General features: G+C 61.9%; 20 protein-coding genes. 9 read left to right on the forward strand and 11 right to left on the reverse strand.

Features of this window, described 5'->3' with window-relative positions; translation table 11 throughout:
* Positions 1-46: 46 nt before the first annotated feature.
* From ACW9HX_RS23125 to ACW9HX_RS23140, 4 genes are all read left to right on the forward strand, one after another.
* The gene (locus ACW9HX_RS23125) at positions 47-1,399 is read left to right on the forward strand and encodes a 3-oxoacyl-ACP reductase (protein WP_457382380.1); all 1,353 of its coding nucleotides are present in this window, start codon (positions 47-49) and stop codon (positions 1,397-1,399) included.
* Positions 1,400-1,401: 2 nt separating this feature from the next.
* Positions 1,402-2,256, forward strand: coding sequence for a MaoC family dehydratase (locus ACW9HX_RS23130; RefSeq protein WP_457382381.1), 855 nt, complete (start codon positions 1,402-1,404; stop codon positions 2,254-2,256).
* A gap of 350 nt (positions 2,257-2,606) precedes the next feature.
* On the forward strand, positions 2,607-4,145 hold the full coding sequence (locus tag ACW9HX_RS23135) for a collagen-like triple helix repeat-containing protein (RefSeq protein WP_457382382.1): 1,539 nt from the start codon (positions 2,607-2,609) through the stop codon (positions 4,143-4,145).
* Between the two features lie 135 nt (positions 4,146-4,280).
* Complete coding sequence (locus ACW9HX_RS23140) at positions 4,281-5,951, forward strand: ShlB/FhaC/HecB family hemolysin secretion/activation protein (protein ID WP_457382383.1); 1,671 nt, start codon at positions 4,281-4,283, stop codon at positions 5,949-5,951.
* 40 nt (positions 5,952-5,991) lie between these two features.
* On the opposite strand, the gene ACW9HX_RS23145 is transcribed toward ACW9HX_RS23140, so the two are convergent.
* The 8 genes from ACW9HX_RS23145 to cpaB are packed head-to-tail and all read right to left on the reverse strand — an operon-like array spanning position 5,992 to position 13,449.
* On the reverse strand, positions 5,992-6,261 hold the full coding sequence (locus ACW9HX_RS23145) for a DUF3613 domain-containing protein (protein WP_457382384.1): 270 nt from the start codon (positions 6,259-6,261) through the stop codon (positions 5,992-5,994).
* A gap of 16 nt (positions 6,262-6,277) precedes the next feature.
* Positions 6,278-7,000 carry a tetratricopeptide repeat protein gene (locus tag ACW9HX_RS23150; RefSeq protein WP_457382385.1) on the reverse strand — a complete coding sequence of 241 codons (723 nt, stop codon included), beginning with the start codon at positions 6,998-7,000 and terminating at the stop codon, positions 6,278-6,280.
* A 22-nt stretch (positions 7,001-7,022) separates the two neighbouring features.
* Positions 7,023-7,907, reverse strand: a complete 885-nt coding sequence (locus ACW9HX_RS23155) for a type II secretion system F family protein (RefSeq protein ID WP_457382386.1) — start codon at positions 7,905-7,907, stop codon at positions 7,023-7,025.
* Position 7,908: 1 nt separating this feature from the next.
* Positions 7,909-8,793, reverse strand: coding sequence for a type II secretion system F family protein (locus ACW9HX_RS23160; RefSeq protein WP_457382387.1), 885 nt, complete (start codon positions 8,791-8,793; stop codon positions 7,909-7,911).
* A gap of 18 nt (positions 8,794-8,811) precedes the next feature.
* Positions 8,812-10,080, reverse strand: a complete 1,269-nt coding sequence (locus tag ACW9HX_RS23165; RefSeq protein WP_457382388.1) for a CpaF family protein — start codon at positions 10,078-10,080, stop codon at positions 8,812-8,814.
* The gene (locus tag ACW9HX_RS23170) at positions 10,077-11,267 is read right to left on the reverse strand and encodes an AAA family ATPase (protein WP_457382389.1); all 1,191 of its coding nucleotides are present in this window, start codon (positions 11,265-11,267) and stop codon (positions 10,077-10,079) included. Before ACW9HX_RS23170 ends, ACW9HX_RS23165 begins: the two co-directional genes overlap by 4 nt.
* Positions 11,264-12,487 (reverse strand): type II and III secretion system protein family protein, encoded by a 1,224-nt coding sequence (locus tag ACW9HX_RS23175; RefSeq protein ID WP_457382390.1) that lies wholly within the window; start codon positions 12,485-12,487, stop codon positions 11,264-11,266. Before ACW9HX_RS23175 ends, ACW9HX_RS23170 begins: the two co-directional genes overlap by 4 nt.
* 20 nt (positions 12,488-12,507) lie before the next feature.
* Positions 12,508-13,449 carry a Flp pilus assembly protein CpaB gene (gene cpaB, locus ACW9HX_RS23180; RefSeq protein WP_457382391.1) on the reverse strand — a complete coding sequence of 314 codons (942 nt, stop codon included), beginning with the start codon at positions 13,447-13,449 and terminating at the stop codon, positions 12,508-12,510.
* A gap of 331 nt (positions 13,450-13,780) precedes the next feature.
* Here cpaB and ACW9HX_RS23185 point away from each other — a divergent pair, with 331 nt between their 5' ends.
* The 3 genes from ACW9HX_RS23185 to ACW9HX_RS23195 all read left to right on the forward strand — a co-directional run bounded on the left by ACW9HX_RS23185 (position 13,781) and on the right by ACW9HX_RS23195 (position 14,791).
* Positions 13,781-13,990, forward strand: a complete 210-nt coding sequence (locus ACW9HX_RS23185) for a Flp family type IVb pilin (protein ID WP_169428704.1) — start codon at positions 13,781-13,783, stop codon at positions 13,988-13,990.
* A gap of 117 nt (positions 13,991-14,107) precedes the next feature.
* Entirely contained in the window at positions 14,108-14,320 is a 213-nt protein-coding gene (locus tag ACW9HX_RS23190; RefSeq protein ID WP_457382392.1) for a Flp family type IVb pilin, read from the forward strand.
* Positions 14,321-14,383: 63 nt separating this feature from the next.
* On the forward strand, positions 14,384-14,791 hold the full coding sequence (locus ACW9HX_RS23195; RefSeq protein ID WP_102620071.1) for a response regulator: 408 nt from the start codon (positions 14,384-14,386) through the stop codon (positions 14,789-14,791).
* Positions 14,792-14,813: 22 nt separating this feature from the next.
* On the opposite strand, the gene ACW9HX_RS23200 is transcribed toward ACW9HX_RS23195, so the two are convergent.
* Both ACW9HX_RS23200 and ACW9HX_RS23205 read right to left on the reverse strand, forming a co-directional pair.
* Positions 14,814-15,590, reverse strand: coding sequence for a response regulator transcription factor (locus ACW9HX_RS23200; RefSeq protein WP_457382393.1), 777 nt, complete (start codon positions 15,588-15,590; stop codon positions 14,814-14,816).
* Between the two features lie 125 nt (positions 15,591-15,715).
* Positions 15,716-16,186: an A24 family peptidase gene (locus ACW9HX_RS23205; RefSeq protein WP_457382394.1), complete on the reverse strand. Its 471-nt coding sequence runs from the start codon at positions 16,184-16,186 to the stop codon at positions 15,716-15,718.
* 75 nt (positions 16,187-16,261) lie between these two features.
* Between ACW9HX_RS23205 and ACW9HX_RS23210 the strand changes: the two genes are divergently transcribed.
* Positions 16,262-16,708 (forward strand): TadE/TadG family type IV pilus assembly protein, encoded by a 447-nt coding sequence (locus ACW9HX_RS23210; RefSeq protein ID WP_457382395.1) that lies wholly within the window; start codon positions 16,262-16,264, stop codon positions 16,706-16,708.
* Positions 16,705-19,452 carry a PAS domain-containing sensor histidine kinase gene (locus tag ACW9HX_RS23215; protein WP_457382396.1) on the forward strand — a complete coding sequence of 916 codons (2,748 nt, stop codon included), beginning with the start codon at positions 16,705-16,707 and terminating at the stop codon, positions 19,450-19,452. Before ACW9HX_RS23210 ends, ACW9HX_RS23215 begins: the two co-directional genes overlap by 4 nt.
* On the opposite strand, the gene ACW9HX_RS23220 is transcribed toward ACW9HX_RS23215, so the two are convergent.
* Complete coding sequence (locus tag ACW9HX_RS23220) at positions 19,449-21,437, reverse strand: pilus assembly protein TadG-related protein (protein WP_457382397.1); 1,989 nt, start codon at positions 21,435-21,437, stop codon at positions 19,449-19,451. The two genes, ACW9HX_RS23215 and ACW9HX_RS23220, sit on opposite strands and share 4 nt — an antisense overlap.
* Between the last annotated feature and the right edge of the window lie 178 nt (positions 21,438-21,615).

Raw genomic sequence — 21,615 nt, forward strand, 5'->3', positions numbered from 1 at the left:
TCCTTCGCAGTCCACACTTTGAACCCCATCTTCTGGAGAGCGTTCCATGTCTGACCGCTATATCGACTTCGCCAACTCCTCCATCGGCCACCGTCTGGTCGGGGCCCTGGGCCTGCCGTCGCCGGTGCGGCTGGAACGCTGGCAGGCCGGGCGTCTGCGGCCGGTGGACGGCGCACTGCTTATTGGCGGCGGGCCGCTGGCCGAACGGGTCAGCGCCTTTGCCAACCGGCTGACCGATGCCATTTATCGCTACGGCGATCAGCCGGCGTCCGCCACGCAGTGGATTCCCGGCCATGGCCCAAAACTCAAGGCCGTGGTGTTCGATGCCAGCGATTTGCAGCACACCGACCAGCTGAAGCAGTTGCGCGAGTTTTTCCAGCCGTTGATGAAGAACCTCGACAGCAGTGCGCATCTAGTGATCCTCGGCCGTGCCCCGGAAACCCTGCGTGAACCGTTCGCCGCCAGTGCTCAGCGAGCGCTTGAAGGTTTCTCCCGCTCACTGGCCAAGGAGCTGCGCAGCGGCGGCACGCTGCAATTGATTTACGTGGGCGAAGGCGCCGAGGATCAACTCGAAGGGCCGCTGCGGTTTTTCCTCTCGCCGAAAAGCGCATTTGTCTCCGGGCAGGTGATTCGTCTGAATCCTTGTGCCACGCCGGTGACCGACTGGACGCGCCCGCTGGCCGGGCGCAAGGCACTGGTCACCGGCGCGGCGCGGGGCATCGGCGCCTCCATCGCCGAAACCCTGGCCCGTGACGGTGCCGAGGTGATCCTGCTCGACGTGCCGCCAGCAAAAACCGATCTCGAAGCCCTGGCCGCGCGCCTCGGCGGGCGCGCCATCACCCTCGACATCTGCGCCGAAGACGCCGCCACGCAACTGATCGAACAGTTGCCGGACGGCCTCGACATTCTGGTGCATAACGCCGGCATCACCCGCGACAAGACCCTGGCCAACATGACGCCCGAGTTCTGGGACGCGGTGCTGGCGGTCAACCTCAACGCGCCGCAAGTGCTGACCAAGGCCCTGCTCGACAGCGGCACATTGCGTGATAACGCGCGAGTGATTCTGCTGGCCTCGATCAGCGGCATCGCCGGTAACCGCGGGCAAACCAATTACGCCGCGAGCAAGGCCGGGCTGATCGGGCTGGCCCAGGCCTGGGCTCCAACGTTGCTGGAACGTGGCATCAGCATCAATGCCGTGGCACCGGGCTTCATCGAAACCCAGATGACCGCGCACATTCCGTTCGGCCTGCGTGAGGCCGGCCGGCGCATGAGTTCGCTGGGCCAGGGCGGTCTGCCGCAAGACGTTGCCGAAGCGGTAGCGTGGCTGGCGCAGCCGGGTACCGGCGCGTTCACCGGGCAGGCGCTGCGGGTCTGTGGACAAAGTGTTCTGGGGGCTTAGGCATGAGCATCGAATGGCACACGTTGCACCGCGAACCGAGTCTGCCGGGTTTGTATGTCCGGGCCGCGACCCGGCGCAAAATCACCGGCACCCGTTTGCCCGACAGCGGCCTGCGCTGCGGGGTCGAGATCGACGGCAAGCGCCTGGCGGCCTATCGCAAGGTCTGCGGTTTTGCCGATGACGGCCTGCTGCCGCCGACTTATCCACATGTCCTGGCGTTTGCGTTGCAGATGCAATTGCTCACGGCCAAAGACTTTCCATTCCCGCTGCTGGGGCTGATTCACCTGAGCAACCGCATCCGCATTCTGCGGCCGATGGGCGGGATCAGTCGCGCGCAGGTCAGCGTTCGGGTGTACAACCTGCAACCGCATCCGAAAGGTGCGACCTTCGATCTGCTCACCACCCTCGACGATCAACTGGGTCCGCTGTGGGAAGCCGAAAGCCAGATGCTCTGTCGAGGCGTGAAGCTTGAGGGCGAAATGCTCGAACAGGCGTGGGAGCCGACGCTGCCATTGATGCAGGTGGCGCAGTGGAACGCCCCGGCGGACATCGGCCGGCAGTACGCCAAAGTCTCCGGCGACTACAACCCGATCCACCTGAGTGCCGCCAGTGCCAAATTGTTCGGCTTCCCTACCGCCATTGCCCATGGCCTGTGGAACAAGGCCCGTACGCTGGCCGCGCTGACGGATCATCTGCCCAGGGCCAACCTGGAAATCGCCGTGCATTTTCGCAAACCGGTGCGCCTGCCGAGCGAGGTATCGCTGTTCGCCAGCGCGGCGGGATCCAGCGGTGAGTTGCGACTGATCGGTGCCGCAGATCTGGAGCACATGGTCGGCTGCTGGCAACCGATTGCCTGAATCGATATGCCGTCCCAGTGGTTACCTTGCCCGTTGCGGTACTCGATCCACAGCAGCGGAACATGATTAATTGTGTGTATATAACTTAAGTTTCTGCAGCCGTTATCCAGCGCCCTTCCAAATAACAAGCCTTGATTTTCAAGGCTTTTTTTTGCGCGTTTATATCCTCTGAATTAGTCGTTAAGCACCACATTCACCGATCTATATAAAGGCGTTAATACCAACTCGAGAATGGCGTGGATCCAACCTTGCGATTGATATGAGCACAACGGACGAAGGCATTGCCGGCAACAGAACCGGCGGGCCATCGAAGACAACGAACGTTGTGACAGGTGCAAGGAATATCCCTCATGAAAACTCAAGTGTGGTGCAAATCGGCAACAGCATTGGCATTGATCCTCTCCCTTGGCCTCGCCGGCTGCAGCAGCGGCGGTGGCGGTCATCACAGCAGCTCCGGCAGCTCGTCGCCGGACAGTTCCACCGCAGGCACTGGCGGAACATCCGGCAGCGGCGGTACAACCGGGACCGGCGGCACCGCAGGAACCGGCGGAACAGGTGGCACCGGCACCACGGATCCGACCAATCCAACGAACCCAACCAATCCGACAGACCCTACCAACCCGACTAACCCGAGCACGCCTCAAGCGCTGGTCACCACAACCCTGGTGCAGGATGTCGGTAGCACCGTTGCCGGTGTCGGCAGTGGCGTCGGTCAGGTCGGCGACTCCCTCAGTGGCGTGCCCGTGGTCGGCGGTGTCGTGCAAAGCGCCGCCAAAACCGCCGGCAACGTAGTGACTACGCTGGGCAACGGCGTAGCCAACGGCCTCGGCAAACTCGGCACCACCGACAACGGCCTGGGCGTCACCGCCTCGGCGGTCGGTGGCGTGGTGCAGGATGTCGGCAACGGCGTATCGGACCTGAGCGGCAAACTGGCCACCGCCACCGGCAGCGTGCCAGTGGTCGGTGGCGTGGTTACCAAAGTCGCGCCGCTGCTCAACGGGGTTGGCGAAAAAGTCACCATGCTCGGTGACACCCTCAGCACCGCCACTACCACTGGCCCACTCGGCTCGGTGACCAAAGAGGTCGGCAGCAAACTGGTGCCGGTGATTGCCATGGTCGAAAGCACCACGGACAAACTCGGTAGTGCCACCGGCCTGGGGGCCCCCGTGAACGGCCTGTTGCAGAAAGTCGGAAGCACCGTCGATGGTGTAGGCGACAAAGTCACCGACGCTGGCAACGGCAATGCCCTGACCAACACCGTCGGCGGCGCCCTGAGCAATGTCGGTACGGCGGTCGGCAAGACCGGCGGGCTGGTCGATAACGGCACCGGATCGGGCACCGGCGTGGGTGGCGGGCTCGGTGGTGGCCTCGGCAACAATGGTCTGCTGCAAACCGTCGGCGGTGCGGTGGTCAATGTCGGTGCCGGGCTGGGCGCCGGCAACGGCTCACTCGGCGCACCGGGCAATGTGCTGGTCTCGGCCGGCAATACCGTGGCTTCGCTCAACACCGTACTCGGTGGTTCGGGCTCGCCAATCACCAGTCCTACCGCGCCCCTGGCCAGCCTGGGCAGCGGCGTCGGTGGCGGGCTCGCGCCCGTCACCAGCGCTGTCACCAACCTGACCCAGAACGTCGGCAGCGCCACCGGGCTCGGTGCTCCGGTAGCCGGCATCACCAGCCAGGTGGGCGGTGCGGTGGGTAATCTCGGTGGCGCCATCGCCGCCACCAACAACCCGGTCACCACCGCTGTCGGTGGCCTGGTCAGCAACGTGGGCAACACCGTCACCGCCGTTGGCGGGCTGGTCAACGGTGGCACCTCCACCGGTGGCACTGGCGGTCTGGGAGGCGTTCTCGGTGGCCTGACTGGCACCCTGGGCGGCAATAAACGCTGAATTGCACCTGGCCGATTCGACGGCCTAACCTACAGCGCCTACGCTTGGTTGAGGGCGGAAGATTCCCACGAGTCTTCCGCTTTTTTTCTTAGGAAAAAACCCGCCAAGTGCTGCGGTTTGAACATGGAGTGTCCTATGCGCGTTATGGCATCCCTGCTGTTCCTCAGTCTCAGTTCCACCGCCCTCGCCGACACCCTTCCCAGCTTTCTCAACAGCAACGAAACCATCCGCAACCTGCCGGTGCCGAACCTGCCCGCCGACGCCTACCGTCCGAGCGCCGCGCCGCTGCAAGTTCCGGAGCCCGGTGCTGCGGCTGCCGAGCCGTTGATGATGGGCACGAAGATCAACCTGAAAACCGTACAGATCGAAGGCGGAACGATTTACCCGCTCAATGAACTGGCAGAAATCTACAAACCCCTGATAGGCCACGAAACCAGCCTCGCCGATCTGATCGAAGCGACGCGCAACATCACCCGTCGCTACCAGAGTGACGGCTACCTGCTGTCCTACGCTTTCCTGCCGCAGCAGACCTTCGATGATGGCGCGGCGCGAGTCGTGCTGGTGGAAGGTTACGTGCGGGATGTGCAGGTACAGGGTGATATCGGCCGGGTCAAAGGCCTGATCGACAAACTGACGGCGAAGATCCAGGCCGAACGTCCATTGACCCGCAAGACCTTCGAGCGATACACCACGCTGATGACCCGCATTCCCGGCGTCACGATTCAGGCTCAGGTCCCACCGCCCGGCACCACCGACGGCGCCACGACGCTGGTCGCCCAGGCCAGCCGAAAACCGTTCACCAGTACCCTGAGCACCACCGAAGACAACCGCAATGGTACCCAGGCCCTTCTCGGTGTCAGCAGCAACTCACAGACATCGATGGGTGAGCAGCTGAGCCTCAGCGGTCTGTTTCCGCCGGGCGATGACCACGAGCATTATTATCGCCTGGACTACAGCCAGTTCCTCGATGACGAAGGTACACAACTGAGCCTGTCCGCCTCGCGTTATCGCGCCGATCCGGGCACGAACGTAGTGCTGAACAACGGTCTGGAACTCAAGCCGCACCGCGAAAACGACCGTTATTCGATCGGATTCAGCGTGCCGCTGATTGCCGCCTCCAATGAACTGCTGACCGCCGGATCGCGCCTGTACGCAGTCAACGACAAGACTCGCTACAACGTCATCGGCTACCCGCTCAGCGTGGAGGAGCGCACCGACATCCGCGCCCTCGCCTTCGAAAGCGACTGGCGCAAGGCCGACGCCCGGCAACTGCGGATTCTCAGCGGCGGGGTTTATCAAGGCATCGACAGCATGGGCGCACACACCAACAACAGTGCCATCGACCTGAATTTCTTCCGCCTGCGGGTATCGGGGGTACAGAGCGACAAGTTCTTCGACAACTGGCAAGGCGTCCTTTCAGGGGCGTTGTACTGGACCGACGACACCCTGCCCGACAGCGAGCGTGCGGTATTCGGCGGGCAGAATTTCGGCCGAGGCTACCCCGACGACCAGGCGTCCGGCGACAAGGGCTGGGGGGTGGCTTACGAGATCAACTACAGCTTCAACCGCGACGGCAACTGGGTGCGGATCCTGCAACCCTACGTGGTGCTCGATCGCTCGCGCAGCTGGTTCAACCGGTTGCCGGTGCAAGCCAACAGTCTGTCCTCGGCAGCAGTGGGCCTGAGGTTCGGCGATGCCAGGTACTACAACATCGCCCTGGAAGCGGCCAAACCGATGTCGGATGAAGCGCTGGATACGTTCAACCGCCGGCCGCGTTACAGCATCAGTTTCAGCTATCAGTTGTAGGTCGCTGTCGCAGGCAACTCCGGTTGCCTGCGAAGCACGACTACTGCTTCTCGATCTTCCCGCCCGCATCCGGGTCATAGAAGTCGGGGATTTCATATTTGTATTTCTTCAGCCAGCGCTGCATCGCCAGTTCACGCTCGGTGGCCGTGGCCGCTTGCGGGTCGGGGGACGCGGCCTTGTTGCGGCTTTGCAGCAACAGCCAACCTTCGGTTTCCTGCTGCTGGGCCGATGCCGGGCCGGCGTCGATGGCGAAGGCACTGAGCGGCAGGCTCAGCAGACTCAGGCAACACAAGGTCTTGAAGGTATTCATGGTGCCTCCTGGAGGTTCACTTGATCGTCGCCGGTTGCGGGTCAGCCACCACAGCGACCTGATTGCTCGCGGCGGGTCTGGCCGGAGCCGGAGCCTTGAGCTTTTCCGCGCGCTCCTGGGCATCGGTGAACTGTTCCGGGGTCAGGTGCGCGCGGCTGACGACTTCGGCGGCTTGCTGCCAGTTGTTCTGGTAGATCAACAGGGTGACCAGATTCAGCGTCGCCAGTTGATTGTTCTGCTTCAATTCGATGGCGGTCAGAAACTCGAAGCGAGCGTCCTCAAGTCGCAGCTGATTGAGGTACACCACACCCAGATCATTGCGGATATTTTCGTTGGTCGGCGCCAGTCGCACCGCCCGTTGCAAGTGGGCCTGTGCCTGACCGTTGTCGCCACGGGCGGCATACAACTGGCCCAGACCATGTTCGGCGTCGGCGCTCAGGCAAGTACCGAGCAGGCCGCGATACAACGGTTCGGCTTCACTGCGCCCCAGCAGGCGATAGACCCTGGCCTTGCGCAGCCGCACCTCGACGAGGTTGTCGGGCAGGCCTTGCAGGTTGGCCAGGCTGGCGTGCAGCTTGCCGTCGTTGGCCAGGTCATCGACCAGATTCAGCGAAAGCTCCTGCTCGGAACTCAGTTTGCTGCAACTGGCCGGCGCCAGCATCGTCGTCCACGGCGCCTGACCGTCCGTTGCGCAACCGCCAAGCAGCAACAGACTTGCCACGACTATCAGTACTTTCATCAAATGCTCTCCATCGCCAGTGTCAGGACGCAAACGCTCGGGTGATTGCGGTAAATCCGGGGCCCGCCAGTACGATCAGCAGAGCCGGAAACAGGAACAACATCATGACCACCGACATCTTTGCCGACATCTTCGAGATGTATTCCTGCAAGCGCGTCAGGCGTCGGTCGTCCAACAGTTGCTTGAGCGCCAGCAGCGATTTCATCGCCCCGCCGCCCTGCTGAATCAGTTGTTGCAGGATCACGCAGGTGTCGGTGAACTCATCCACCGCCAACATCACCGCGGCCTTGTTCAGTTCCTGGCCGAGTTCCAGACCCGAGTCGACCCGGGCCAGAATCAGGCGCAGTTCGCTGGTCAGTTCCGGCAGCAGTTTCTGCCCTTCGCTGCTCAGCACGCGCAGCGCCTGTTCGACCGCCATGCCGGACTCGAACAGGATGCGCAGCAGAGGAATGAACGTTGAGACCTCCACGGAAATGATTTTCTGCCGCCGGGCGGCGGCATAGGCCAGCACGCGCTTGGGCAGCAAGTAGCCGGTGCCGGTGGCGAACATCGGCACCAGCCAGCCCTTGGGAGCCTGAGGAAAGAACACTTCCTGAAGGAACAGGCCGATGCCCAGCGCCAGCAACGGCGTTCCGATCTGGCACGCGGCAAACAGCGAGCGTTCGCTGGCCCGGCGCCAGCCGAGGCGATTGAGCAGGGTCTGGGTTTCGCTGTCCATGCTCACCGAACGCTGGCCGAAGCGGCTGTTGCCCAACGCCCGCAACCAGGTGCCGAGGCGGTTCTCCCGCACCAGGTGTCCCTGCAGGCGCTGGGTGACCTGACGCACCCGGCGGCGCTCGGTCAGCAAGTGATTGCCGACCAGCAACAGGGCGCCGAGCAACAACATGAGACTGGCCAGCATCACCATGTCAGACACTCCTCAACATGCGCCACAGCGCCAGGCTGCCGATTACCTGCAACACCACCGCGACGATCAGCATGGTCTGGCCTCCCGGGTCATTCCACATGCCAAGCATGTAGCCGGGATTGGTCAGCATGAAGTAGCTCACCAGGATCACTGGCAGTGATCCGAGCACCCACGCAGTCAAGCGGGTTTCGCCGGTCAGGGCGCGCAGTTGGCGGGCGCCCTGGTCGCGCTCGCGAATCAGTTTGATCAGGTTCTCCAGCAACTCGCTGGCATTGCCGCCGTAGCGGTGATTGACCTTCAGGCCCAGGGCGAACATGCGCAGTTCGTCCTGCTCATAGAGTTCGGCGAAGTCGCTGACCGCGTCCGGCAGGTTCACCCCCAACTGCACGTTGCGCTGCACCCGGCCCATCGCGGTCTTCAACGGGTCGTCACTGGATTCGATGCCGCCCATCACCGCGTCGCTCAGCGTCCGGCCGGACTTGAGGCTGCGCACCGTGTGGTCGAGCAACTGCGGTAGTTGTTCGATCATGCGATTGAGCCGGCGCCGGTACAGCCAGGCGATGTACAGCCGTAAAACCAGGGGCGGCGCCAGCATCAGGATCAACAGGCCGATCCATTCGGCTGCCAGATAACCCAGCATCATCGCCAGGACCCACAACCCCAGCCATAGCCCGAAGTGCTCGCTCGGACGGCCGAGCCCGGCCCGCAGAAACATCCGCTCCAGCCCGGTCCACGAGGATTTACCGACCACCGCTTGCGGTTGCCCGACGGCCAGACGCGTAAGCACCCGTTCGTTGGCAGTCTTGCGCACACCCTGCAGGAACAGGCGTATCGACAGTCCCAGCAACAGCAGACAAATGACGATCAGGATCACCGCTCCGATCATGACAAACGCTCCATGCGCTCAGCCCAGACTCGACTCGTGTCGCAACTTGTCGCCGGCCGGGTTGACCGCTTCGCGCAGGAAGCCGAACCCGGTGCGCCGATCAAGACGGAACAGCGTGTTGGTGACGTAGACGTCTTCGCGCACGCCGACCACTTCCACCACTTCGCTGACGCAGCGGCGGCCATCGGGCATGCGGGTCAGCTGGATGATCACATCGAGCGCCGCGCAGATCATCTGGCGCAGGGTGCGTTCGGCAACCGTGCGCCCGGTCAGACCGACCAGGGTTTCCAGGCGCAGCAGCGCATCCTGGGCGTTGTTGGCGTGTACCGTGCTCATCGAACCGTCGTGGCCGGTGTTCATGGCGGTGAGCACGTCGAGCACTTCGACGCCACGGATCTCGCCGAGAATGATCCGGTCCGGACGCATCCGCAGGGCGTTGCGAATCAGGTCGCTGGCCTTGACCTCGCCATGGCCCTCGGCATTCGGCGGCCGGGTTTCCAGGCGCACCACGTGCGGGTGGCCGAGCTGCAATTCGGCGACGTCTTCGATGGTCACCAGCCGTTCATGGGGGTTGATCAATTGGCTGAGGATGTTCAGCAACGTGGTCTTGCCGGTGCCGGTACCGCCGCTGATCAGGATGTTGCAGCGCTTGCCCACGGCGTCCTGGAAGCACTCGAAAATCGCCAGGTCGATGGTCTGCATGGCGATCAGGTCGCTGCTCTTGAGCATGTCCTTGCGGAATTTCCGGATCGAAAGACACGGGCCATCAAGGGCGATCGGCGGAATGATCGCATTGACCCGGCTGCCGTCGGGCAGGCGCGCGTCGACCATCGGCGAAGACTCGTCCAACCGTCGCCCGAGCGGCGCCAGAATGCGCTGCATGACCCTTTCGACGTGATGGGCATCGATAAAGCGCAGGTCACTCTGGTGCAGCACACCGTCACGTTCGACGAATACCCGGTGCGGCCCGTTGACCAGAATTTCGGTCACGGCGGGATCGCGGAGCAACACTTCCAGCGGACCGAATCCGGTCAGCTCATCAACGATTTCTTCCGCCAGCCGCTCCATCTCGTAACGTGAAATCGCCAGGTGCAAACGGGCGATGTATTCGGCGACCTTGTCGGTGACGAATTGCGCCAGCAACTGCCGCGAACCTTCCAGCAGGTTTTTCCCGGACTCCTCGATGGCATCGATGATGTAGCGATGCAGGACCAGTTTCAGGCCTTCGTGGTCGGTGTTGCCCGACTGGCCTCGCGCGGGGGCACCGAAGAGTTTTTCCGGACTCATGAGGTGCCTCGCAACCGGTCGAACCAGGTGACCTTGGGTTTGGCCAGACCTTCGGAACGTTTGGCCAGTCGTTCGCCAAGCGCCCGCAGGCTCTGGGTGAGTTTTTCCCGGGGGGCCAGTTCAAACAGGCTGACGCCCTGGTTCTTGGCATTCAGGCGCAGCTCCGGACTCAGGGCCAGCACGGCGATCACTTCCAGATTGAAGGTCTTGCCGAGGGTGTCCGCATCCGGCGCCACGTTGCTCAGATAGCGGTCGACCAACAGCCGTCCGTGATCGAGCTTCATGCCTTTTTCCCGCCACAGGTTGAACATTGCCAGATTGCGCCGGCAATTGAGGACGTTCTGGTCGGTGTACCAGATCAGCTTGTCGCAATGGCTGACGAAGGTGCGCAAGGCTTCGCTGTCAGGCTGGCCGGTGAGGTTCACGACAATGTGCTGGAAGTGCTGGCGCAAGGCACTGAGCAACATGTACAGCTCGGCGGCGCTGGTGCTTTCCAGCGGCTCGTCATTGTCGGCGTAAGCCAGAATCCGCAGCCCCGCTTCGGCACTGGTGAAGGCGCTGTCGATCAACGTCGCGTCGAGCCTTCGCAGGTGACGCAAGGCATCGCCGAAGTGGAACGAACTCTCCAGCCCCAGCAGCGCCAGGCTATCGCCACGGGGCAGGCCGAGATCCAGCAGCAGCGTCTGTTGCCCGCTCTTTTGCACCACCAGCGCCATATGGTTGGACAACAGCGCGCCGTCGGAACTGCTCTGCACGCCGTACAGAACTGTCAGGCCTCCCAGCTGCGTGTTGTGAGTCACCGGCGGCATACGCTTGCTCAAGCGGCGCACCAGCCCCGCGACTTCGCTGGAGCGCGAACCGTAGGCGACGAAATCCCGTGCCCCTGCGCGCATGGCGTTGAGCACCAACTGATTGTCCATGCCGTCGCCGAGGGCGACGATCGCCAGCATCGGCTTGGCCTCCAGCGCGCCTTCGATCAGCGCGCTCTGGGCCACCACGTGTTCACGGTCGAGGCCGACGAACACCAGGCTGGCGAAGGTGACATCCACCAGTGCGAGCAATTCATCGAGGCTGCCGGTGCCGGCGCTGACCACCTGGCCCAAAGGCGCGAGTGCACTCTGCAGCCATTCCAGATCGGTGCTGTTACGCGTGATGGCGAGAAACGTCTGGCTCAGGCTCTGGCTCATTGGGACAACCCGCTGCGCTTGTCGAAGTTGCCGTTTTCCAGGAAAAACATACGGTAGAAATTCGGGTCGTAGTTGCGCAGTTTTTCGCCCGGCAACGACGGCAGTTGCGCCTCTGCCGACAACGGCCTAACCAGATGCGGGGTGACGATCATCAGCAGTTCACGCTCTTCGCGCTTGATCTGCGAACTCTTGAAAAACGCCCCGAGTACCGGGATATCGCCCAGCCCCGGAAACTTGTCGACCTGGGAACTGTTGCTGGTGCTGATCAAACCGCTGATGACAAAACTCTCGCCATCGGCCAGGGAAATACTGGTGTCGGTGCGGCGGATGGTCAGGGCCGGCACCGCGGTACCGGCGACCTGCACGGAGTTGCTGAAATCCAGTTCACTGACTTCGGGGGCGACTTTCAGGGAGATGCGGTCGTGACTGATGATCGTTGGCGTCAGGGTCAGGCGGATGCCGAACTCCTTGTATTCGATGGACACGTTGTTGCTGCTGGAGCTCGGAACCGGAATCGGAATCTGCCCGCCTGCGAGGAAACTTGCGCTTTGCCCGTTGAGCGCCACCAGACTTGGTCGCGCCAGAGTGTAGGCGAAGCCACTGCCTTCAAGGGCATTGATGATCGCCATGGTCTTGCCGCCGATCCACGAGAAGTTGAACAGCGAGTTGTCCACCGGCAGCCGTGGCTGGGGAACACCGTCGATGGGCGGCAGGGTTCCGGGCGAGCCGAACAGGAAATTGCCGCGGGTGCCGATCAGCGAAGCCGAGGCCTGTTTGAGCTTGGTGCGGCTGACTTCGACGAAGCGAATGTCGGTCTGCACCTGCGAGGGCAGCAGCGCATCATCCGATGGCAGCGCACTGGTGTTGGTGAGGGCCGAGGTCGCGGCGCCCTTGACGAACACCATGCTCTGACGTGGCTCGCTGGAGCAGCCGGTCCAGACCATGAGACTGGTGGCGCCCGGCGCTACGGCGGTGAGCAGGAACGACGAATTGCCATTGGCATGCACGTCGGCGATTTTCGGATCACCGATGGCCAGGCGTGTGATTGCAACCGGTGATTGCATGTCCTGCTGCCAGCCTTCGTTGATTTCGATCACGGGCGGCAAGCGTCCGAGGGCCGCGCAGTTGCCGGTGGCCGCGTGCGCGGCATTGATTGACAGTCCCATCAACAGCATGGCCGGGAGCACGGGATTTAAGGTCGGCCAGGAACGACTCTGCATGCACTTGGATCCTTGCTCAGTCATGGGTTTTGTTGATTGGTCTGATTGCCGCGAATCACTTCCACGGCAGGTCGTATCGCACCGCTGTGGTCGCCGCTCGACGGAGCTTTCGGCGCAGTTCCCAGCGCCAGCTGAGTGAACTGGAAGAGTTGGCTGTTGGCGGCAATCAGTTTGTCCGGTGCCTGGCTTTCGCCGGCCCAATACTTGGCCAGGCGCTGTTCTTCGCTGCTGCGCACGGCCAGGCGCAATGTCCCGACCTGAGTGGCGAGCATCATTCGGCTCAGCAGTTGTTCAGGCACCGCCAACACCACGGTGCGCGCGGTGAGCCGGCGCTGATCCTGTTTGATCTTGTCGTCGGCACTCAACGCGGGGGCAGACGGTTGCCCATCATTGGTCAGGCCGTATTGCTCGCCGACACCCAGCACGCGCATGGCCGGCACCACAATCTGCGCCGACTGCTGCGGGTTGCTGGCGTCCTGGCGCAGGAACAACAGCACATCGACGTAATCGCCGGGAATCAATTGTCCGGCTGCGCCAATGACTTCATCGACCGACACTGCCAGTGCGCGTTCATCTTTGTGGATCATGCGCGCCAGCGTTCCGCCGGCCTCGAAGCTTTCATCGTTGAGCCAGGTCCCGGCACTCAGATGGCGCCACGGTGTGCGCCCCACGGCCTGTTCGATTGTGCCGAGGCTGCCGGCAGGCGCACTGCGCAGTTTTTCAACGGCCAGGTCGGCAGCAGTGAGGGGCGTGAATGGAGGGACATCGCGCACCAGCACCACGACGGGCTGGCGGGTCTGGTCTTCGGCGGCGGCGACGGTTTTTTCGACGGTGACCACCGCCGGCGCAGGTGCCTCGGCAACCGGAGCCGGTTGTCGGCTGAGCACCAGGCCCCAATACCCGACAACAATGGCCCCCAGTAAAAGCACCGCTGCAAGGCCCATGGTGACACGACTGTTCATGACGGCTCTCCCTTTCCTGCTGCACTACCAGCCCGCACTTCCTACCAAGGGAACATCGCAATCAGGCAGCTATGAACATCCAACTATTTCGCTATTTCCACGCTAGCTGAAACAAGCCAAAACGCCATTACTGGCGGGCAAATAACCTACGAAAGTATTGGGGTTGGCCAATTAGCAGTCGAAATACGGGGAGAAACGAAGCGATTAACGCTTTGTGATTAATCCGTTCTTACAGTTGTTGACGGGGGCTTTGTTGACAATGCTCAGATAGCACGGCGGAGGCTTTGCCGCTGTAGCGACATCGGCGCCAGGAGCGCAAAGGAGTGGACGTATGATTCTCGATTATCTGTTGGCCAGAGCACGGCTGTTTTTCAAAAGTGATGAAGGTGCTTCGGCTATCGAGTACGCGATCGTGGTGGCGATGGTAGCGGTGGTGGTCGTGGTGTTCGTGACACCGATGGGCACAAAGGTCTTCAATATTTTCAGCGCGATACTGACCTCGCTGGGTGGCACTGCTCCGACCAAGCCCGGCATACCTTGACAGAACGCTCTCTCCCTCTGTCGATGCCTGTCTGCTGCTGAGCAGGAGCGTTCAGGCATTGCCCTGATCATTGGCTTTCCGGTGCCCGGAAGACCCCGGGCATGAAGGAGAATGTCCATGCTCTTCGAATACCTGATTTTGCGTGCCCGGTCGTTCCTGGCAAGCACCGAAGCCGCGTCAGCCATCGAGTACGCAATTGTGGTGGCGATGGTTGCCATTGTGGTTGTGGTGTTCGTGACGCCGGTAGGCACCAAAGTGCTGGCGATCTTCAACAACATCCTCGTGGCCCTGGGCGGTACGGCGCAGACTGCGCCGACGCAGTTACCCTGACTCGATGGGTGGCGAATCTCACACTACACTCGGACCCACCTTCAGTTTCCCAGGAATTGCCCAATGACTGCTTCCTCACTGCCCCGCCAACAGTTGCTTCTGGTTGACGACGAAGAGGATGCATTGCTGGAGCTGGCGGAACTGCTGGAGGGCGAGGGGTTCGTCTGCCACACCGCGACTTCGGTGAAACTCGCCCTGCATCACCTGACCCGCCATCCCGATATCGCCCTGGTGATCACCGATCTGCGCATGCCCGAGGAAAGCGGCATGTCGCTGATCAAGCGCTTGCGCGAACACACCTCACGCCAGCATCTGCCAGTGATCGTGACGTCGGGGCATGCGGACATGGAGGATGTGAGCGACATGCTGCGGTTGCAGGTGCTGGACCTGTTTCGCAAGCCGATCTATCACGTGCGGTTGCTGGAAACCCTCGACAACCTGTTTCCAAAACCCAAGGTGAATGCCGGGTAATGAGATTACCCGGCAGTCTGTCTCAGTGTGCGGTCACTCGTTGACGCAAACCGGAATTACCCGGCGACAACGCCAACGCCAACTGCGTGCGGTTATGCATGTGGGTCAGGCGCAACACTTGTGAAACGTATAGCTTCACGGTGTTTTCGGTAATGCCCAACTCGCACGCAATCTGATAATTGGTCTGCCCCTTGCCCACCAGGCGCGCCACGTCCAGTTGCCGTGGCGACAGCTGATTGAAGATCGCCGGGATCTCCAGCGCATCGGCCTCGCTCGGCGCCTCGTCACTGACGGGTGCAGGTCCGCGACGAACCTTGTCCAGATCCTGGTAAAGATCATCGATGGACGACGACAGGTCCTGAAGCTTCTGATTCAGATGCCCCAGTTGCAGGGTTTTCTGCCGCTCCTGCAGCACCGCTTCCTGGCGCTGCAAGCCTTCCAGCAACTCGTCCAGATTGACCGGTTTCTGGTAGTAGTCGGCAATCCCGGCGCGCAATGCCTTGATGACGTCCTGCTTGTCGGCGCGGCCGGTGAGCATGATCGCTTCGAACGCCCGGTGTTTGCCGGCCAGCCGCTGCAGTTCCTGCACCAGTTGGATGCCGTCCATGTCCGGCATGTGCAGATCGCACAGCACCAGGCCGATCGCGGTGTCGTCCGTAAAACGCTCGATCGCCTCTTTGCTGGACTCGCACGGAACACAGCGGTAGCCGCTGCTCTCGAGAAACTCACAGAGTTCTTCGACGATCAGAGGCTGATCATCGACAACGAGGACTTTTACCGCAGATGTAAGCTTGTTCACGTGCCACTCCATGCCCAGGCCAAAACTGACCATTCCTGTACTGTCAGCCGTTGGCTGTATAACCAGTTACTTTGAAAGTAGACCCACTTTCCGACTATGTACATAAGACTAGTGGCGTTTGGCGACTAATGGATCCAAGGTAGTGCAAGCAAAAAACCGGTCAGCACGAACGGCGCAAATGGCAGCTTTTTTGACATGGATGGCGCCATATATCGAAGACGATGCCTAAGCCCTTGACTCATATGCAGCCAGACTCTTGGCGCCAGCACAATCCAGATCAGGCTCGCCGCCCCGGCACCGATAAATATCCCGAGCAGCGACGTGCCGTCCGTCGCAAGGCCAAGAGCTGTCATTAATTTCACATCGCCGGCGCCCATTCGCCCCATGAAATACCCCGGCAGCGTGAACGCCAGCGCCACCAGACACGCCCAGCCGCCCTGCCTCGCTTCGGCGCCCATCCAAGTGGTGCCGAAATACAAAAGATAAACCAGCGCCAGCGCGCCTACGCCCAGCGTCAGCGCGTTGGCAATCCGTCGTTGCCCGGCATCCTGTACCGCACACACCGCCAACCAGATCAGAAGGACAAGACTTTGCATCCGGTAAAAACCGTCCGTTTTTGCTGAATGATTCTATGCTGATACTACGCAGTGACTGTCAGGGTAGACGCACGGATGAAAACCGGCTCTCGGAAGGCGCAAAAAGGCGCGGTGGCGATCGAGTTCGCCCTGGTGTTCGTGATCTTTTTCGCGGTGTTTTACGGTCTGGTCAGTTATGCCCTGCCGTTCGTGCTGATGCAGACGTTCAACCAGGCCACAGCCGAAGCCGTACGCCGCGCGGTGGCGGTCGACCCCACGATTCCCAACTATTCGACCGTAGTGGTCAGCACCGCCAATGCCGCGCTGGCCCAACAATTGATGTCAACGCTGCCATCTCTGAATGTGGTGGTTGGCACAGATACCTCGACGGTCTATGACCCGACGGCGGGCACACTCACCGTCAGCGTCAATTACCCGGTCAGCAAACTGAATCAGGTCATCCCGTTTCTGGTGTTGCCGGGCGTCGGCGCTGTCCCCAGCCTGCCAACCAACCTGACCGCCAGCTCGAGCCTGAAATTTTGACGCCCGGGGACAACCTGCTCGGCCGCCTGCTGAAGCGAGGCCCGGTCGTCAGCGACTTGCCGGACGTGCTCGGTTCCCCCACGACGGGGCTGCACCTGCACCTCGATGGCGAAGGTGCCGTGTTGCAAATGGCCGGCCCGTTGCGCCAACTGTTGGCGCAACAACCGCCCCATGACAAACCGCTGTTACTGCACGACTACCTGCTGCCCCACAGCACGCTGGCCATCGAAGGTCGGCCACAGGACTGGCGAGGGCAACTGCTGGACCTGGACTTCCCCGGCCTGAGCGACCAGACCCTGCACCTTCGGGGCTGGGTCCAGCCGCAGGGCAACGGCTGGCTGCTGCAACTGATGGACATCGGCGACCTTTTGTCCGAACGCCAGCAAGCGCATCAGCGCGAGGCTTGCCACATGATCGCCGAGCAGATCAGCAAACAGTTGCGCAGCTGCAGCCTGGGACGCCTGCCGATGCTCGTCAGCGAACAATTGCAGGTCATCGCCCAGCGCTGGCAGATCCCGTGCCTGGCACTCGCCCTGCTCGATGAACAGGAACAGGGCTGGCAGATCCATCAGCAATTCCACGCCCATGACGCACCGGCGCTGTGGCACGACGGCCAGCGTCTGGGCACGCCGCTCGACAGCCTAAATGGCAGCGGCCCGCAGCGCCTGGGTGCGCATTACGGCCAATATGAACACTCGCGGGTGCAGGGCCTGTTCGGTAATGCCGAAGGTTTCGCCGTGCCCTACAGCGATGATCGAGGCGTGATGGCGTGGTTGCTCTGCGGCTTTTACGCGGTGGACAAAACCGCGCCGTATCTGACCGACCGCGACTGGCTGATGCTGGCCGGAGCATTGGCGGGTCCACTGCTCGGACGCTTGCGCGAACAGCATCATCAACTGCAACTGGAACGCCTGGAGTCGCTGCAGACATTGCTGGGCACCGGCTGGTGGGAAATCAGCAGTGGTGAGCAGATTCAACTGGCCCCCTCGCTGGCCGCCCTCCTGCAACAGGACAGGCCGACACTGGCACTGGAAAACTGGCTGATGCTGATCCATCCCGCTGACCGCGAAGAAGTCCGCAGCCGCCTGCTAGCCCTGCAACTGCACGGGGAAATCCTCGACCTGTGCGTGCGTTTGCATCATCCCGATGCCGGTCAGATGCCAGCGTGGTATCGCCTTCAGGGACAAGTCACCGGCACCGGCGATCACCGCCGGCTGGTGGGTTTCATGCTGGACATCAGCGACATCAAGAACCAGCAGCAACTGGCCGCCGCAGCCCACGCACGGCTGGACAACCTGATCGCCAGTTCGCCAGCGGTGATTTACGTCCAGCACTACGTCGAAGGCGCATTGCTGCCGGCGTTTTTCAGCGCCAGTCTGCAACCGTTAATGGGCTGGAGTCTGGAAGACTGCGATGCCGGAGCTCTGGTGGAGCGGATTCATCCGGATGACCGGGCCCTGTATTTCGAACGAACCCGCCAGCTGCTGCGCGAAGGCTCGGTGCGCACCCGTTATCGAATGCGCGACAGTCACGGCGATTATCACTGGCTGCTCGACGAAGCCCGCCTGCTGCGCAATGACCTCGGCCTGCCGGTAGAGGCCGTCGGCTTGTGGCTGGACGTCACCGAAGCGACGCTGGCCGCCGAACAGGTCAGACAGAGTGAGGAGCGCTACCGGATTCTGGTGGAAGACTCGCCAGCGATGATCTGCCGCTATCGTCCGGATCTGATCCTGACGTTTGGCAACCGACCGCTGGCGAAGTACCTGGAATGCGCCCCCGAAGCCCTGGCGGGCGTCGATCTGGGCAGCTGGATGTCCGACGTTCAGCGCGCAGCCTTCGTCGAGCGCCTGGCGCTGTTGACCCCGCAATCCCCCGTCAGCACCGCGGAAATCAACCTGCAATTGCCGGGGCGCGAACATGCCTGGTGGGTGTGGTCGGATCGCGGCGTGTTCGATGAGCACGGGAAACTGATCGAAGTGCAAGCCGTTGGCCGTGACAACACCGAAGTGCGCCGCTCCCAACAGCAACTCACGCAAAGCGCAAAAATGGCCACCCTCGGCGAAATGGCCACCGGCCTCGCCCACGAAATCAATCAGCCGCTGAACGTCATGCGCATGGCCATCGTCAACGTGCAGAAGCGCTTGAGCAACGGCGATGTGCAGATCGATTACCTGACCGACAAACTCAATCGAATCGATGCTCAAGTCCAGCGCGCCGCCAAAGTGGTGGATCACATGCGGGTGTTCGGTCGTCGTTCGGAAATCGAACAGCAACTGTTCAACCCGGCCAGCGCCATCGAAGGCACGCTGTCGCTGCTGGCCGAAGGCATGCGCGGCAAAGGCGTGGATTTACGCATCAGTGAAACCGCGTTCGAGGTTCAGGTTCGCGGGTACGTCGATCAACTCGAACAGGTGCTGATCAACCTGATGGTCAACGCCCGGGATGCGTTGCTGGGCAAGCGCGAGTCCGACTCAGGGTTCAAACCGTGGATCTCGATCTACGCCGAACGTGACGAGCAGAAAGTGCGCCTGTGGGTCGAGGACAACGGCGGCGGTATCGATCCGCGTCTGCTGGAGCGGATTTTCGAGCCGTTCTTCACCACCAAACCGGTGGGTGTCGGTACCGGTCTGGGGTTGTCGGTGAGTTATGGGATCATCGAGAACATGGGCGGCCATCTGAGCGTGCGCAACTCGGCGGAAGGTGCACGGTTCTGCATCGAACTGCCGATCGCCCCCGACGATTAGATCACCAGATACGCCTTGCCGGTCTGGCCGCAGGTCATGTTGGCGCCGACATCCACGTCCATCAGATTGATTCCCAGACTCTTGAGCAGGTTATTCAGCAACGGGTCGAGCAGCGGGCTTACCAGGTTGGTTATCAGCGGTTGCAGGATGTTCGTGACGCTGCTGATGAGGCCCGCAACGCCAGCGACAACAGCGCCAAGGGGATTGCTGCCGATCGGTTGGTAAACGATCAGATTGATCCCGGCCAGGGTGCTCGCCAGGCTGTTGACGATGTTGCTGGAGGGCGCAGCGGAAATCACGCTCGGTGGCAGCTTCAGGTTTGGCGGCGTGGCGAATGGTGTGCCACTGGAAAACACCAGGTCCTGGGTGTTCTGCGCCACGCTGGTGTTGACCATGATCGCGATGCCGCCGGCGGCGTATTGCACGTGGGTACTCGAGTCACAGCTGCCAATACCCAGGATCGTATGGCAGGTCACAATGCCCAGGTCCACCAGCCGCAACGGGGTGACCGAGGGTTCGGCAGAGGATGAAAACGCGTTGGTCGGGTCAATCTCGCCCAGCTTGAGGTCAGCAATCGAGGTGATGGTGTGGGCCGTCAGGCTTTTCGTGCCCGTGTTGTCGGTCGGGCAGCTGTAGTCGGTGACGTAGCTGATGGCGCCGCCGGCATCCAGGCTGATGTCGATTGTCGGTGACGGCAACAATAACGGGTCCATCCGTTGGCAACTGAGGCAAAGGAGTGAGTTAGCCAACGAGACCAGATTCAGGGTCAACAGCTGATTGACAGTCGTGCTCAGAGTGCCGACCAACCCCAATACCGCGTTGCTCAGCCCGGCCACCCCGGTCAACAGCGGCAGATTCACCGAGAGCATCGTGCGAATCTGCGCGGTGCGCACATAGATCCGGTTCGGCCCCAGAGGGTTGGCCTTGGCCAGCGCCGGATCACCAATCGCGGAGAACTGCGGCGGCTCGATCACCTTGACCCGTACCGTGACATTCGCCAGCCCCAGCACACTGATGGGCAAGGTCGCGGCCACCGCACTTTTGCTGTTGGCCAGCTGGATCACGCCCTGAACCAGTTGCAGCAGTTGCAGATTGGCATCCAGCCCGGCCGCCGTGGTGCCGGTCTGCAGTTGCAGGATGTCACCGAGCTTCACCGGCGCGGCATTGATCGCCGCCACTTGCAGCTGGCCCAACGCAGTGATCACGTCGGCGGTGGCACCGTTGAGTTGCACCGCCGTAATGGCAGCCTGAATCAATTGGGTCACCGTGGCCTGGGTATTGAGCAACTGGGTGTAATTGCCGGCGGCCACGTTGAGGTTGATCGCCAGTTGATTCAGGTAGCTGAGCAGGTTGATGTCGGTGTTGAGCAAACCGTTCCAGCCCACCGCCGTCAGGTTGACGTTGCCGCCAAGCAATCCGGAAAACAGCGGGTTGAGGATGTTCGACTGGGCGGTGCTGATGCTGGCCAGGTTGCTGCGAATATTCAGTTGGGCGACGGTCGGCTTTGGCTGGGCGGCTACCGCAGAGGCGTAGAGCACGGTGTTGAGACTGACCGGCGTGCCACTGAACAGCGCCTGTACGCCACCGGCGAAACTGGTGGTCACGGTGTGGTTGATCGCGACCTTGACCGCCGCCGATTGCGTGGCATCCACCGTAAAGGTACGCAGGCCGCTGGCAGCGGTCACCAGCGTTCCGCAATCGACCACGATGACATTGTTGGCATCGGCGGTGAAACCGTTGCGGGTCGCACTTTGCCCGGCGTAACTGGCGGCGGTGAGACCCGGCAGACAATTGCCGCCACGGCTGACGGCTTCCAGGGCGGCGTTATCCACCAGCCGCTGAATCTTGCGCTGTTCCATGTACAACCGGCCGGTGTCCACCACCAGCAACATCAATATCAGCGCCAGGCTCAGGGTGGCGGCCGCCATCAAGCCGATCGCTCCCCGCTGCCGGGCAGGCCCGCCGCACTGCGGATGACGCGACATGGCGCACTCCTTTGCCGGCGCACAGCCGGGCGCAACCTCCATTGGTGGATTTGAGTGTAGACGCGCTGCAACGACACTGCTGGCAACGCGCCAGCCGCTCCTCCATAAAAAACGGGAGCCTTTCAGACTGTGTGAAAACGCACTGAAGGCCAGCCCAACAAACGCCCCGACTTGTTCG

The sequence above is a fragment of the Pseudomonas sp. SDO52101_S400 genome (assembly GCF_054071635.1).

What these genes read in the sequence shown, in the direction of transcription:
- ACW9HX_RS23125 (WP_457382380.1), top strand. Translation starts at nt 47, where the DNA reads ATGTCTGACCGCTATATCGACTTCGCCAACTCCTCCATCGGCCACCGT.
- ACW9HX_RS23130 (WP_457382381.1), top strand. Translation starts at nt 1,402, where the DNA reads ATGAGCATCGAATGGCACACGTTGCACCGCGAACCGAGTCTGCCGGGT.
- ACW9HX_RS23135 (WP_457382382.1), top strand. Translation starts at nt 2,607, where the DNA reads ATGAAAACTCAAGTGTGGTGCAAATCGGCAACAGCATTGGCATTGATC.
- ACW9HX_RS23140 (WP_457382383.1), top strand. Translation starts at nt 4,281, where the DNA reads ATGCGCGTTATGGCATCCCTGCTGTTCCTCAGTCTCAGTTCCACCGCC.
- ACW9HX_RS23145 (WP_457382384.1), bottom strand. Translation starts at nt 6,261, where the DNA reads ATGAATACCTTCAAGACCTTGTGTTGCCTGAGTCTGCTGAGCCTGCCG.
- ACW9HX_RS23150 (WP_457382385.1), bottom strand. Translation starts at nt 7,000, where the DNA reads ATGAAAGTACTGATAGTCGTGGCAAGTCTGTTGCTGCTTGGCGGTTGC.
- ACW9HX_RS23155 (WP_457382386.1), bottom strand. Translation starts at nt 7,907, where the DNA reads ATGGTGATGCTGGCCAGTCTCATGTTGTTGCTCGGCGCCCTGTTGCTG.
- ACW9HX_RS23160 (WP_457382387.1), bottom strand. Translation starts at nt 8,793, where the DNA reads ATGATCGGAGCGGTGATCCTGATCGTCATTTGTCTGCTGTTGCTGGGA.
- ACW9HX_RS23165 (WP_457382388.1), bottom strand. Translation starts at nt 10,080, where the DNA reads ATGAGTCCGGAAAAACTCTTCGGTGCCCCCGCGCGAGGCCAGTCGGGC.
- ACW9HX_RS23170 (WP_457382389.1), bottom strand. Translation starts at nt 11,267, where the DNA reads ATGAGCCAGAGCCTGAGCCAGACGTTTCTCGCCATCACGCGTAACAGC.
- ACW9HX_RS23175 (WP_457382390.1), bottom strand. Translation starts at nt 12,487, where the DNA reads ATGCAGAGTCGTTCCTGGCCGACCTTAAATCCCGTGCTCCCGGCCATG.
- cpaB (WP_457382391.1), bottom strand. Translation starts at nt 13,449, where the DNA reads ATGAACAGTCGTGTCACCATGGGCCTTGCAGCGGTGCTTTTACTGGGG.
- ACW9HX_RS23185 (WP_169428704.1), top strand. Translation starts at nt 13,781, where the DNA reads ATGATTCTCGATTATCTGTTGGCCAGAGCACGGCTGTTTTTCAAAAGT.
- ACW9HX_RS23190 (WP_457382392.1), top strand. Translation starts at nt 14,108, where the DNA reads ATGCTCTTCGAATACCTGATTTTGCGTGCCCGGTCGTTCCTGGCAAGC.
- ACW9HX_RS23195 (WP_102620071.1), top strand. Translation starts at nt 14,384, where the DNA reads ATGACTGCTTCCTCACTGCCCCGCCAACAGTTGCTTCTGGTTGACGAC.
- ACW9HX_RS23205 (WP_457382394.1), bottom strand. Translation starts at nt 16,186, where the DNA reads ATGCAAAGTCTTGTCCTTCTGATCTGGTTGGCGGTGTGTGCGGTACAG.
- ACW9HX_RS23210 (WP_457382395.1), top strand. Translation starts at nt 16,262, where the DNA reads ATGAAAACCGGCTCTCGGAAGGCGCAAAAAGGCGCGGTGGCGATCGAG.
- ACW9HX_RS23220 (WP_457382397.1), bottom strand. Translation starts at nt 21,437, where the DNA reads ATGTCGCGTCATCCGCAGTGCGGCGGGCCTGCCCGGCAGCGGGGAGCG.